This window comes from Tessaracoccus lapidicaptus, assembly GCF_001693815.1.
Taxonomy (GTDB): domain Bacteria; phylum Actinomycetota; class Actinomycetes; order Propionibacteriales; family Propionibacteriaceae; genus Arachnia; species Arachnia lapidicapta.
This window is the reverse complement of record NZ_MBQD01000001.1, coordinates 116,704-130,704: the sequence shown is the minus strand read 5'-3', so window position 1 is coordinate 130,704 and position 14,001 is coordinate 116,704. Positions and strand designations below refer to the sequence as shown.

Genomic DNA, 14,001 nt, shown 5'->3' with positions numbered 1-14,001 from the left:
CAGCTGAGCCTGCGTGACCGCTCTACGTGTCGCCATCGTCAACTCCATCCCCGAGTCTGACCCACGCGGGCATCTTCAGATGAGTCAACGACTCCAGCTACGCGGGCATCTTCGATGAGTCAACTCGGCGATTTGGGGCCGCCGGCGCCGACGGGTATAGTCGGCCCAGCCGAAGACCGCAGGTGGCTTCCCAGCCATAACGCCGCATGGCACCCGCGCAGGTGAACGTGAGTAGTCCCCATGTGGGTCGCCCCGCGCCGCCGGCGTCGGGGCGTTTTTTGCGTCGGTGGTCCGCGGCCCTCGAACCGCCCACCCGGCCGGGTCGAGGATGAAGAGACCGGAAGGAGACCACATGGCGAGGCCGGACAAGGCTGCCAAGGTCGCGGCGCTGAAGGATGCCTTCAGCAACTCCGCGGCGGCAGTGCTGACCGAGTACCGCGGTCTCACCGTCAAGGATCTGAAGGACCTCCGTCGATCCCTGGGTGAGAACGCCACCTACGCCGTTGCGAAGAACACCCTTGCGGCGATCGCGGCCAAGGACGCCGGTATCGAGGGGATCGAGGATTCCCTGACCGGCCCGACGGCCATCGCGTTCGTCAGCGGTGATGTCGCTGCCGCCACCAAGGGGCTGCGTGACTTCGCAAAGGCCAATCCGTCCCTGGCAATCAAGGGTGGCGTCCTCGAGGGCAAGTTCCTCGACGCCCAGGCTGTCCTCAAGCTCGCCGACCTCGAGTCGCGCGAGGTCCTGCTGGCCAAGATGGCCGGCGCGATGCAGGCCAACCTGGCGAAGGCCGCCTACATGCTGGCCGCCCCGCTGTCGCAGGGTGCCCGCCTGTTCGGCGCTCTGCAGACCGCTGCCGAGGCCAACCCCTCCCTCATCGCCGGCGCGGGTTCCGCGCCTGCGGCCGAGGCCACGGACGAGACCCCCGCCGCCGAGGCGGCACCCGAAGCAGCAGACGCTGCGGAGTGATCCGTTGCAGCGCCCGCTGCGATCACACTTTCAACGAAAGGAACGCCCATCATGGCGAAGCTCACCAACGACGAGCTCCTTGACGCCTTCAAGGAGATGACCCTGATCGAGCTCTCCGAGTTCGTCAAGCTCTTCGAGGACACCTTCGGTGTCACCGCTGCCGCTCCGGTCGCGGTCGCCGCGGCCGCCCCGGCCGCCGGTGGCGACGATGCCGGTGCCGCTGAGGAAGCCGGCTCCGACAAGGTCGACGTCATCCTGACCTCCGGTGGCGACAAGAAGATCGCCGTCATCAAGGAGGTGCGCGCTCTGACCTCGCTCGGCCTCAAGGAGGCCAAGGACCTCGTCGAGGGCGCCCCGAAGCCGGTGCTCGAGCAGGTCGACAAGGAGACCGCCGCCAAGGCGAAGGAGGCCCTCGAGGCCGCCGGCGGCTCCGTCGAGGTCAAGTGACCTGACGGACTCACGTCCACAGATGGCCCGCTCCCTTCGGGGGGCGGGCCATCGTCGTGTCCGGGTCGCGTGATCCGGCGATTCCGGGTTGCAGCGGTGCGCCCGGGCGCTATCATCGAGGCGTTGGTCGACGGAGACCAGATGCCACCGCAGGGCCCGGCCGGCCTGCGGTAGTTGCTGTCCTGCCAGGGTTGCCCTATAGTGGTTGTTTGCCCAGCTATGCGTTGCGCCCGTGATTTGACACGGGAACGTCGCCGTGCACGGAAAACTGCTTCAAGCGTTCTTGGAAGGACCGTATCTTGGCCGCCTCGCGCTCTGCGTTGAAGAACACCAATGTCGTCTCATCCACCGGCCGAATCTCCTTCGCGAAGATTCATGAGCCTCTCGAGGTGCCCAACCTCCTGGATCTGCAGATCGACTCCTACAACTGGCTGATCGGTAACGAGACGTGGATGCGGAAGGTCGAGGAGCAGTTGGCCGCCGGCCGCACCGACGTCAACACCCGGTCCGGGCTTGAGGAGATCTTTGAGGAGATCTCGCCCATCGAGGACTTCAACGAGACCATGTCGCTGTCGTTCCGCGATCACCGCTTCGAGAGTCCCAAGTGGACGATCGAGGAGTGCAAGGACCGCGACGTCACCTATGCCGCCCCGCTCTTCGTCACCGCCGAGTTCGTCAACAACGACACCGGTGAGATCAAGAGCCAGACCGTGTTCATCGGCGACTTCCCGCTGATGACCGAGCGCGGCACGTTCATCATCAACGGCACGGAGCGCGTCGTCGTGTCGCAGCTCGTGCGTTCGCCCGGCGTCTACTTCGAGCAGACGGCCGACAAGACCTCCGACAAGGACATCTTCTCCGCGAAGTTCATCCCGTCGCGCGGCGCGTGGCTGGAGTTCGAGATCGACAAGCGCGACATGGTCTTCGTCCGCCTCGATCGCAAGCGCAAGCAGAACGTCACCGTGCTGCTCAAGGCGCTGGGCTGGTCCGAGGACCGGATCCTCGAGGAGTTCGGCGAGTTCGAGTCCATGCGCCTGACGCTGGAGAAGGACACCGTCAAGACGCAGGACGAGGCCCTGCTCGACATCTACCGCAAGCTGCGCCCGGGCGAACCGCCGGCCCGCGACGCGGCGCAGGCGCTGTTGGAGAACTACTACTTCAACCCCAAGCGCTACGACCTGGCCAAGGTCGGTCGCTACAAGATCAACAAGAAGCTCGGCCTCGACCTGCCGTTCGACAAGCAGGTGCTCACCAACGAGGACATCGCGGCGGCCATCCGCTACGTGGCGTCGCTGCACGAGCGCCGCGAGATGCTCGCGGACATCCCCGTCGAGGCCGATGACATCGACCACTTCGGGAACCGTCGCCTCCGCACGGTCGGTGAGCTGATCCAGAACCAGCTGCGCACCGGCCTGGGCCGCATGGAGCGCGTCGTCCGCGACCGCATGACGACGCAGGACATCGAGGCCATCACGCCGCAGACCCTGATCAACATCCGCCCGGTGACCGCGGCGCTGAAGGAGTTCTTCGGCACCTCGCAGCTGTCCCAGTTCATGGACCAGAACAACCCGCTCGCCGGCCTGACGCACAAGCGTCGCCTGTCGGCGCTGGGCCCCGGTGGTCTGTCCCGCGACCGCGCCGGCATGGAGGTCCGAGACGTCCACCCGTCGCACTACGGCCGCATGTGCCCCATCGAGACGCCTGAAGGCCCGAACATCGGCCTCATCGGCTCGCTGGCATCGTTCGCGCGCGTCAACGCGTTCGGGTTCATCGAGACGCCTTACCGCAAGGTCGTCGACGGCATGGTCACCGACCAGATCGACTACCTCACCGCCGACGAGGAGGACCGCTACGCGATCGCGCAGGCCAACGCCGCCGTCGATCAGGGCGGACGCCTCACGGAGGACCGGGTGCTGGTTCGGATCAAGCACGGTGACGTCGACACCATCCCGGCGGCCGACGTCGAGTACATGGACGTGTCGCCGCGCCAGATGGTGTCGGTGGCCACCGCGCTGATCCCGTTCCTCGAGCACGACGACGCGTCGCGAGCCCTCATGGGCGCCAACATGCAGCGCCAGGCTGTCCCGCTGCTCCGCAGCGAGGCCCCGTTCGTCGGCACCGGCATGGAGTACCGCGCGGCCGTCGACGTCGGCGACGTCACGCTGGCCAAGAAGCCGGGTGTGGTGACGTCCGTGACCGCGGACATCATCGAGATCGCCAACGACGATGCCACGTACCAGTCGTACAAGCTGGACAAGTTCGTGCGCTCCAACGCCGGCACGTGCATCAACCAGCGCCCGCTGGTCGCCCCCGGTGACCGGGTCGAGGTCGGCACCCCGCTGGCCGACGGCCCCTGCACCGACCAGGGCGAGCTGGCGCTCGGCAAGAACCTCCTCGTGGCGTTCATGCCGTGGGAGGGCCTCAACTACGAGGACGCCATCATCCTGTCGCAGCGCATCGTCCAAGACGATGTGCTCACCTCGATCCACATCGAGGAGCACGAGGTGGACGCCCGCGACACCAAGCTGGGCGCGGAGGAGATCACCCGCGAGATCCCCAACGTCTCGGACGAGATGCTGGCGGACCTCGACGAGCGCGGCATCGTCCGCATCGGCGCCGAGGTCTCGGCCGGTGACATCCTCGTCGGCAAGGTCACGCCCAAGGGCGAGACCGAGCTGACCCCCGAGGAGCGCCTGCTGCGCGCCATCTTCGGCGAGAAGGCCCGCGAGGTCCGCGACACCTCCCTCAAGGTGCCGCACGGCGAGTCCGGCACCGTCATCGGCGTCCGCGTGTTCAACCGCGAGGACGACGACGAGCTGCCGCCCGGCGTGAACCAGCTGGTCCGCGTCCACGTCGCCCAGAAGCGCAAGATCTCCGACGGCGACAAGCTCGCCGGCCGCCACGGCAACAAGGGCGTCATCTCGAAGATCCTGCCGGTGGAGGACATGCCGTTCCTCGAGGACGGCACCCCCGTCGACATCGTGCTCAACCCGCTAGGCGTGCCGTCGCGAATGAACGTCGGCCAGGTGCTGGAGAACCACCTCGGGTGGATCGCCAAGACCGGCTGGGACGTCAGCGGCGTCGAAGAGGCATGGGCCGAGCGCCTGCGCGAGGTCGGCCTCGGCCGCATGGACGGCGACGCGAAGGTGGCGACCCCCGTCTTCGACGGTGCCACCGAGGCGGAGATCAGCGGTCTGCTGGCGAACTCGCTGACGACGCGTGACGGCGTGCGCCTGATCGACGAGGGCGGCAAGACCCGGCTCTTCGACGGCCGCTCCGGCGAGCCTTACCCGGAGAAGATCGGCGTCGGCTACATGTACATGCTGAAGCTGCACCACCTCGTCGACGACAAGATCCACGCCCGTTCGACCGGCCCGTACTCGATGATCACCCAGCAGCCGCTGGGCGGTAAGGCGCAGTTCGGTGGCCAGCGCTTCGGTGAGATGGAGGTGTGGGCCCTGGAGGCGTACGGCGCGGCTTGGGCGCTGCAGGAGCTCCTGACCATCAAGTCGGACGACGTCCCCGGCCGCGTCAAGGTCTACGAGGCCATCGTCAAGGGCGAGAACATCCCCGAACCGGGCATCCCCGAGTCGTTCAAGGTGCTCGTCAAGGAGATGAAGTCGCTGTGCCTGAACGTCGAGGTGCTCTCCGACGACGGCCGGGTCATCGACCTGCGCGAGTCCGAGGACGACATCCGCTCCGCGGAGGACTTCGGCATCGACCTCGGTCGGCGCCCCGGCAGCGACCACTTCCTGGACGTCGGAGAGGTGTAGTCCCGCGGGGGCCCCGCTCAGCGGGGCCCCACGGGCTCGCTCCGCCCGCACAACTCAATGGCGAGGAGACGGTGACCTCGGTCACGGTTGATTCCCAGCCATTCCCGGTGATGGATTTTCAGGCGCCTACGGCCAATCAGTAGGGGAAAGAAAGAGAAGCAACGTGCTGGACGTGAACTTCTACGACGAGCTTCGGATCGGTCTTGCGAACGCGGACCAGATCCGCGAGTGGTCGCACGGCGAGGTCAAGAAGCCGGAGACCATCAACTACCGCACGCTCAAGCCCGAGCGCGACGGCCTCTTCTGCGAGAAGATCTTCGGTCCCACCCGGGACTGGGAGTGCTACTGCGGCAAGTACAAGCGGGTCCGGTTCAAGGGCATCATCTGCGAGCGCTGTGGCGTCGAGGTGACCCGGTCCAACGTGCGCCGTGAGCGCATGGGCCACATCGAGCTCGCCGCCCCCGTGACGCACATCTGGTACTTCAAGGGCGTCCCCAGCCGGCTCGGCTACCTGCTCGACATCGCGCCGAAGGACCTCGAGAAGGTCATCTACTTCGCCGCGCACATGATCACGTCCGTGGACGAGGAGGGTCGCCACCGTGACCTGTCCTCGCTGCAGGCCAAGGTCGAGGTGGAGACCAAGCAGGTCGCCGGCCGCCGCGACGCCGACATCGAGGCGCGCATGCGCAAGCTCGAGGAGGACCTCGCGCAGCTCGAGGAGGAGGGCGCGAAGGCCGACATCAAGCGCAAGGTCCGCGAGGCCGCCGAGAAGGAGGCCGGGCTCATCCGGACCCGGGCCCAGCGCCAGCTGGACCGCATCGACGAGGTCTGGCAGCGGTTCAAGTCCCTCAAGGTCCAGGACCTCGAGGGCGACGAGACGCTGTACCGCGAGATGAAGAAGCGCTTCGGCAAGTACTTCGAGGGCTCGATGGGCGCCGAGGCGATCCAGAAGCGCCTGCAGTCCTTCGATCTGGCCGCCGAGTCGGACAAGCTGCGCGAGATCATCGCCACCGGCAAGGGCCAGCGCAAGACGCGCGCCCTCAAGCGGCTCAAGGTCGTCGCGGCGTTCCGGGCGGGGGAGAACCACCCCTCCGCCATGGTGCTCGACGCCGTCCCGGTCATCCCGCCGGACCTGCGCCCCATGGTGCAGCTCGACGGTGGCCGGTTCGCGACCTCGGACCTCAACGACCTGTACCGGCGAGTCATCAACCGCAACAACCGCCTCAAGCGGCTGCTGGATCTGGGCGCGCCCGAGATCATCGTCAACAACGAGAAGCGGATGCTGCAGGAAGCCGTGGACTCGCTGTTCGACAACGGCCGCCGCGGCCGCCCCGTCACGGGGCCGGGCAACCGTCCGCTCAAGTCGATCTCCGACATGCTCAAGGGCAAGCAGGGCCGGTTCCGCCAGAACCTGCTCGGCAAGCGCGTCGACTACTCGGGCCGTTCGGTCATCGTCGTCGGCCCGCAGCTGAAGCTGCACCAGTGCGGCCTGCCGAAGGCCATGGCCCTCGAGCTGTTCAAGCCGTTCGTCATGAAGCGCCTCGACGACCTCAACCACGCCCAGAACATCAAGGCCGCCAAGCGCATGGTCGAGCGCCAGCGCCCGGTCGTGTGGGACGTGCTGGAAGAGGTCATCGCCGAGCACCCCGTGCTGCTCAACCGTGCACCCACGCTGCACCGCCTCGGCATCCAGGCCTTCGAGCCGCAGCTCATCGAGGGCAAGGCCATCCAGATCCACCCGCTCGTGTGCACCGCGTTCAACGCGGACTTCGACGGTGACCAGATGGCCGTGCACCTCCCGCTGTCCGCCGAGGCGCAGGCCGAGGCACGCATCCTGATGCTGTCGACGAACAACATCCTCAAGCCGGCCGACGGCCGTCCCGTGACCATGCCCACGCAGGACATGATCATCGGTCACTACTTCCTCACGCAGCAGCGCTCCGGCGCCGGTGAGGGCCGGGTGTTCTCGTCGCTGGCGGAGGCCATCATGGCGTTCGACCGCGGTGACCTGGCGATCGGTGCGCCGATCCGGATCCGGCTGACCGACGTGATCGTCGACGGCGCCGAGCCGCGCGCCGACGGGTCGCTGCTGGTCGAGACCACCCTGGGCCGGGCTCTGTTCAACGAGGCCCTGCCCGATGACTTCGGCTACGTCAACACCGTCGTCGGCAAGAAGGTCCTGGGCCAGATCGTCAACGACCTGGCGGAGCGGTACCCGAAGGTTGTCGTCGCGAACGCGCTGGACAACCTCAAGGACATGGGCTTCAAGTGGGCGTCGCGCTCCGGCGTGACCGTGTCCATCTCGGACGTCCAGACGCCGCCGCAGAAGGCCCAGATCCTTGAGGGCTACGAGGCGCGCGCGTCGAAGATCGACAAGCTCTACGAGCGTGGCACCGTGACGGAGGACGAGCGCCGTCAGGAGCTCATCGCCATCTGGACCGACGCCACCGCGGAGCTGACCGAGGCCATGAAGAACAACTTCACGGCCGACAACCCGATCTTCATGATGGTCGACTCCGGGGCACGAGGAAACATGACGCAGATGCGTCAGATCGCCGCCATGCGTGGCCTCGTGGCCAACCCGAAGGGCGACATCATCGCGCGCCCCATCAAGTCGAACTTCCGCGAGGGCCTGTCGGTGCTGGAGTACTTCATCTCCACGCACGGTGGCCGCAAGGGGCAGGCCGACACCGCTCTGCGCACCGCCGACTCCGGCTACCTCACGCGTCGACTCGTCGACGTGTCGCAGGACGTCATCATCCGTGAGGAGGACTGTGGCACCGAGCGCGGCCTGACCAAGGTCATCGCGAAGTGGACGAAGTCCGCCGACGACGAGACCGGCAAGCCGGCCGTCGTGGCCGCCGAGCCGTTCGAGGACGGCGCCCGCGTCGACATCACGCCCGACGTCGAGACCTCCGTGTACGCGCGGTCGCTCGCCGTGGACGTGGCCGACGCCCAAGGCACCGTGCTGGTCGAGGCCGGCACCGACCTGGGTGACGCCGAGATCCGCCGCCTCGTCGAGGCCGGGATCACCGAGGTGAAGGTGCGCTCCGTCCTGACCTGTGAGTCGGCGTTCGGCACGTGCGCCATGTGCTACGGCCGCTCGCTGGCCTCCGGCAAGACGGTGGACGTCGGCGAGGCCGTCGGCATCGTCGCGGCCCAGTCCATCGGCGAGCCCGGCACGCAGCTGACGATGCGTACCTTCCACACCGGTGGTGTGGCCGGCGACGACATCACGCAGGGTCTGCCGCGTGTCACCGAGCTCTTCGAGGCGCGCCAGCCCAAGGGCAAGGCGCCGATCGCCGAGGCCGACGGTGTCATCCGCATCGAGGACGGGGACCGCAGCCGCAAGCTCGTGCTCGTCCGCGACGACGGTGGCGAGGACCTCGAATACCCGGTGGCGCGTCGTGCGCGACTGGAGTTCGAGGACCACCACGGCCAGCGCATCCACATCGAGGACGGCGTGCGCGTCAGCATCGGTCAGCAGCTGACCGCCGGCCAGGTGGACCCGCAGGACGTCCTGCGTGTCCGCGGCCTGCGCAAGGTCCAGGAGCACCTCGTGGAGGAGGTCCAGCGCGTGTACCGCACGCAGGGCGCACCGATCCACGACAAGCACATCGAGATCATCATCCGCCAGATGCTGCGACGGGTCACCGTCATCGACTCGGGCGACACCTCGATGATGCCGGGCGAGCTCGTGGACCGCGCGTCCTACGAGAACGCCAACCGCAAGGCCCTCACCGAGGGCGGCAAGCCTGCGGAGGGCCGCCCGGTCCTCATGGGCATCACCAAGGCGTCGCTCGCGACGGAGTCGTGGCTGTCGGCCGCCTCCTTCCAGGAGACGACCAAGGTGCTCACCGACGCCGCCATCCAGGGCAAGAGCGATTCGCTCCTCGGCCTCAAGGAGAACGTCATCCTCGGCAAGCTCATCCCGGCGGGTACCGGTCTCGACCGCTACCGCAACATCCGGGTGGAGCCGACGGAGGAGGCCCGCGCCAGCGCCTACACGATGAGCTACGACCCGTACGACTACTCGTTCGGATCCGATGTGGTCGGCCCCGCCGTCCCGCTCGACGAGATGGACTTCGGCGAACTCCGCTAAAGGGTGCGACCCTGCCGGGGGTCCGGGGCTCACGCCCCGGGCCCCCGGCCGCTTTTGACCCTGCGGCGCCCCTGGAGTAACCTTGTCGGGCGTGCCCGTGATCGGGCTACTTGTGCGTGCCCTGGCATGAAGATCGCTCTTGACGTTGCGGAGAGCGTCGTGCGGAGTTCGCACGGCAGTGATCCAGACCACAGCCACCCGGGAAACGGTGACCTCGGGGTGGGACGGAGAAGCTGCGCCAGGGAAGACAAACGTACACAGACAACGAAGAAAGTGATACCACCAGGTGCCAACTATTCAGCAGCTGGTCCGTAAGGGCCGCACCGACAAAGTCTCGAAGAACAAGACACCCGCGCTCAAGGGCTCGCCCCAGCGCCGGGGCGTGTGCACGCGTGTGTACACCACCACGCCGAAGAAGCCGAACTCCGCGCTCCGTAAGGTCGCGCGTGTGCGTCTGAGCTCCGGCATCGAAGTCACCGCCTACATCCCGGGCGTCGGCCACAACCTGCAGGAGCACTCGATGGTGCTCGTCCGCGGTGGTCGTGTGAAGGACCTCCCCGGTGTCCGGTACAAGATCATCCGCGGCGCGCTCGACACCCAGGGTGTCAAGAACCGCAAGCAGGCCCGCAGCCGCTACGGCGCGAAGAAGGAGAAGTAATGCCTCGCAAGGGTCCCGCCCCGAAGCGCCCGGTCCTCGTCGACCCGGTGTACGGCTCGCCGCTGGTGTCCCAGCTCGTGAGCAAGATCCTGCTCGACGGCAAGAAGACCGTCGCGCAGAGCATCGTCTACAACGCCCTCGAGGGCACCCGCACCAAGACCGGAACCGACCCGGTGCAGACCCTCAAGCGCGCGCTGGACAACGTCAAGCCGTCGATCGAGGTCAAGTCCCGCCGCGTCGGTGGCGCCACCTACCAGGTGCCCATCGAGGTCAAGCCCGCTCGTCAGAACACGCTGGCCATGCGCTGGCTCGTCAGCTTCGCCCGCGCCCGCCGCGAGAAGACGATGACCGAGCGCCTCATGAACGAGATCCTCGACGCCTCCAACGGCCTGGGCGCTTCCGTGAAGCGTCGCGAGGACACGCACAAGATGGCCGAGGCGAACCGCGCCTTCGCGCATTACCGCTGGTGATCCGACGCCCCCGTGCCGTGCGGCCGGGGGCGCTCACCTGCTCAACTTCATGATCTATTCCCGAAGGGCTGCATAGTGACCGACCTGTCCAAGGTTCGCAACATCGGCATCATGGCGCACATCGACGCCGGCAAGACCACCACCACCGAGCGCATCCTGTTCTACACCGGTAAGACCTACAAGATCGGTGAGGTCCACGAGGGCGCCGCCACCATGGACTGGATGGAGCAGGAGCAGGAGCGCGGCATCACCATCACGTCGGCCGCGACGACCTGTTTCTGGAAGAACCACCAGATCAACATCATCGACACGCCGGGCCACGTCGACTTCACCGTCGAGGTGGAGCGTTCGCTGCGCGTCCTCGACGGCGCCGTGGCGGTGTTCGACGGTGTGGCCGGCGTCGAGCCGCAGTCCATGACCGTGTGGCGTCAGGCGACGAAGTACAACGTCCCGCGCATCTGCTACATCAACAAGCTCGACCGCACGGGCGCCTCGTTCGACCACTGTGTCAAGACCATCCGCGAGCGCCTCAACACCGATCCGGTCCTGCTGCAGCTCCCGATCGGCGCCGAGTCGAACTTCATCGGCGTCGTCGACCTCGTCGAGATGCGCGCCCTGACCTGGCGCGGCGAGACCAAGATGGGTGAGGACTACACCGTCGAGGAGATCCCCGCCGAGCTCAAGGACGCCGCCGAGGCCGCACACGCCACGCTGATCGAGCGGGCCGCGGACGTCGACGACGAGATCATGGAGATGTACCTCGAGGGCGAGGAGCCCTCGGTGGAGCAGGTCAAGGCCGCGATCCGCAAGGGCGTCATCACCAACACGTTCACCGCGGTCGTCTGCGGCACCTCGTTCAAGAACAAGGGCGTGCAGCCCCTCCTGGACGCGGTCATCGCGTATCTGCCCTCGCCGATGGACGTCCCCGCCATCAGCGGCTTCAAGCCCACCGACGAGTCGGTCGAGCTGGAGCGGCACCCCTCGGACGACGAGCCGCTGGCAGCGCTGGCGTTCAAGATCGCCGCGGATCCGCACCTCGGCAAGCTCATCTTCGTGCGCGTCTACTCCGGCGTCCTGCACTCCGGCTCCCAGGTCCTCAACGCGACCAAGGGCAAGAAGGAGCGCATCGGCAAGATCTACCAGATGCACGCCAACAAGCGTGAGGAGATCGACTCGATCGGCGCCGGCATGATCTGCGCCGTCATGGGCCTCAAGGACACCGGCACCGGCGAGACGCTGTGCGACCCGTCGAGCCCGATCGTGCTGGAGTCGATGACCTTCCCCAACCCGGTCATCGAGCAGGCCATCGAGCCGAAGACCAAGTCCGACCAGGAGAAGCTGTCCAACGCGATCCAGCGCCTGGCGGAGGAGGACCCCACCTTCCGCGTCCACACGGACGAGGAGACCGGCCAGACGATCATCGCCGGCATGGGCGAGCTGCACCTCGACGTCCTCATCGACCGCATGCGGCGTGAGTTCAAGGTCGAGGCGAACATCGGCAAGCCGCAGGTGGCCTACCGCGAGACCCTGCGCCGCAAGGTCGAGAAGATCGAGTACACGCACAAGAAGCAGACCGGTGGTTCCGGCCAGTTCGCGCGCGTCATCATCGACCTTGAGCCGACCGAGCCGGGTTCGGGGTACGAGTTCGTCAACGCCGTCACCGGCGGCCGCATCCCCCGCGAGTACATCCCCGCGGTCGACGCGGGCGTCAAGGAGGCCCTGCAGTTCGGCGTCCTCGCCGGCTACCCGGTCGATAACATCAAGGTGACGCTGACCGACGGCGCGTACCACGACGTCGACTCCTCGGAGCTCGCGTTCAAGCTCGCCGGCGCCCAGGCGTTCAAGGAGGCGGCCCGCAAGGCGGACCCCGCGATCCTCGAGCCGATGATGGCCGTCGAAGTCACGACCCCCGAGGATTACCTCGGCACCGTGATCGGTGACCTCAACGCCCGCCGCGGCCACGTCCAGTCGATGGACGAGCAGCACGGCAACCGCATCGTGCGGGCACTCGTGCCGCTGTCGGAGATGTTCGGCTACGTCGGCGACCTGCGGTCGAAGACGTCGGGCCAGGCGTCGTACTCCATGGAGTTCGACTCCTACGCCGAGACGCCGCGCAACATCGCCGAGGAGATCGTCGCCAAGGCGCGCGGCGGCCAGTGAGCCACCGCTGAATGTGACGACCCGCGAGGGCCGGCCGGACACCCGGCCGGCCCTCGCGCGTCGAACCCAGCGACACGGTTTGACTGCCGTGCCGCACCCGATACGATTAGGCAGGTATGCACCTGGGCGGTAAGCTCAGATGCTGACCTCCGATCGAGGAAAGACAAGCCGACGCCCCGCACCGTGCGAGGCGACATCCCAAGAAGGAGCCCTCGTGGCAAAGGCCAAGTTTGAGCGGACCAAGCCGCACTGCAACATCGGCACCATCGGACACGTCGACCACGGCAAGACCACTCTGACCGCGGCGATCACGAAGGTGCTTCACGAAAAGTACCCGCAGTGGAACGCCGTCTCGGCGTTCGATCAGATCGACAAGGCGCCTGAAGAGCGTCAGCGTGGTATCACGATCTCGATCGCGCACGTCGAGTACCAGACCGAGAAGCGTCACTACGCGCACGTCGACTGCCCCGGCCACGCCGACTACGTCAAGAACATGATCACCGGTGCCGCCCAGATGGACGGCGCGATCCTGGTCGTGGCCGCCACCGACGGCCCGATGGCCCAGACCCACGAGCACATCCTCCTGGCCCGCCAGGTTGGCGTGCCCGCGATCGTCGTCGCCCTCAACAAGTGCGACATGATCGACGAGGCCGATGCCGACCTCATCGACCTGGTCGAGATGGAGCTGCGTGAGATCCTGTCGGCGCAGGAGTTCGACGGCGACAACCTGCCGATCGTCCGCGTCGCGGCTTTCCCGGCGCTGAACGGCGACGAGAAGTGGTCCGAGTCGATCCTCGAGCTCATGAACGCTGTGGACGAGTACATCCCGCAGCCCGAGCGTGACACCGACAAGCCCTTCCTCATGCCCGTTGAGGACGTCTTCACGATCACCGGTCGTGGCACCGTCATCACCGGCCGTATCGAGCGCGGCGTCGTCAAGACCGGCGAGACCGTCGACATCATCGGCATCCGTGAGGCCAAGCAGACCTCGACCGTCACCGGTGTCGAGATGTTCCGCAAGATCCTCGACGAGGGTCGTGCGGGCGAGAACGTCGGCCTGCTGCTCCGCGGCACCAAGAAGGAAGACGTCGAGCGCGGCATGGTCGTCATCAAGCCGGGTTCGACCACCCCGCACACCGACTTCGAGGCCAACGTCTACGTGCTGACCAAGGAGGAGGGTGGCCGTCACAAGCCGTTCTTCTCGAACTACTCCCCGCAGTTCTACTTCCGCACGACGGACGTGACCGGCGTGGTGCAGCTCCCGGCCGGCACCGAGATGGTCATGCCCGGCGACAACACCGAGATGACCGTGCACCTCAACAAGCCCATCGCCATGGAGGAGAACCTCAAGTTCGCCATCCGTGAGGGCGGCCGCACCGTCGGTGCGGGCAACGTCGTCAAGATCCTCAAGTGATCCGGGG

General features: G+C 66.9%; 8 protein-coding genes. All 8 read left to right on the top strand.

Annotation, left to right across the window (positions count from 1 at the left end; translation table 11 throughout):
- Positions 1-352 precede the first annotated feature (352 nt).
- The 8 genes from rplJ to tuf all read left to right on the top strand — a co-directional run bounded on the left by rplJ (position 353) and on the right by tuf (position 13,994).
- On the top strand, positions 353-970 hold the full coding sequence (gene rplJ, locus BCR15_RS00650; RefSeq protein WP_068749503.1) for a 50S ribosomal protein L10: 618 nt from the start codon (positions 353-355) through the stop codon (positions 968-970).
- A 51-nt stretch (positions 971-1,021) separates the two neighbouring features.
- Entirely contained in the window at positions 1,022-1,417 is a 396-nt protein-coding gene (gene rplL, locus BCR15_RS00645; protein ID WP_068749502.1) for a 50S ribosomal protein L7/L12, read from the top strand.
- A gap of 299 nt (positions 1,418-1,716) precedes the next feature.
- Positions 1,717-5,190, top strand: a complete 3,474-nt coding sequence (gene rpoB / locus BCR15_RS00640; RefSeq protein WP_068749501.1) for a DNA-directed RNA polymerase subunit beta — start codon at positions 1,717-1,719, stop codon at positions 5,188-5,190.
- 163 nt (positions 5,191-5,353) lie between these two features.
- The gene (gene rpoC, locus BCR15_RS00635) at positions 5,354-9,292 is read left to right on the top strand and encodes a DNA-directed RNA polymerase subunit beta' (RefSeq protein WP_068749500.1); all 3,939 of its coding nucleotides are present in this window, start codon (positions 5,354-5,356) and stop codon (positions 9,290-9,292) included.
- Positions 9,293-9,578: 286 nt separating this feature from the next.
- Positions 9,579-9,950, top strand: coding sequence for a 30S ribosomal protein S12 (gene rpsL / locus BCR15_RS00630; RefSeq protein WP_068749499.1), 372 nt, complete (start codon positions 9,579-9,581; stop codon positions 9,948-9,950).
- Complete coding sequence (gene rpsG / locus BCR15_RS00625; RefSeq protein ID WP_068749498.1) at positions 9,950-10,420, top strand: 30S ribosomal protein S7; 471 nt, start codon at positions 9,950-9,952, stop codon at positions 10,418-10,420. The genes rpsL and rpsG overlap by 1 nt, the downstream gene beginning before the upstream one ends.
- A 72-nt stretch (positions 10,421-10,492) precedes the next feature.
- Entirely contained in the window at positions 10,493-12,580 is a 2,088-nt protein-coding gene (fusA, locus tag BCR15_RS00620; protein ID WP_218058931.1) for an elongation factor G, read from the top strand.
- Between the two features lie 214 nt (positions 12,581-12,794).
- Complete coding sequence (gene tuf / locus BCR15_RS00615; protein ID WP_068749497.1) at positions 12,795-13,994, top strand: elongation factor Tu; 1,200 nt, start codon at positions 12,795-12,797, stop codon at positions 13,992-13,994.
- Positions 13,995-14,001: the final 7 nt, after the last annotated feature.

Coding starts and splice junctions, on each gene's coding strand:
- rplJ (WP_068749503.1), top strand. CDS start 353: ATGGCGAGGCCGGACAAGGCTGCCAAGGTCGCGGCGCTGAAGGATGCC.
- rplL (WP_068749502.1), top strand. CDS start 1,022: ATGGCGAAGCTCACCAACGACGAGCTCCTTGACGCCTTCAAGGAGATG.
- rpsG (WP_068749498.1), top strand. CDS start 9,950: ATGCCTCGCAAGGGTCCCGCCCCGAAGCGCCCGGTCCTCGTCGACCCG.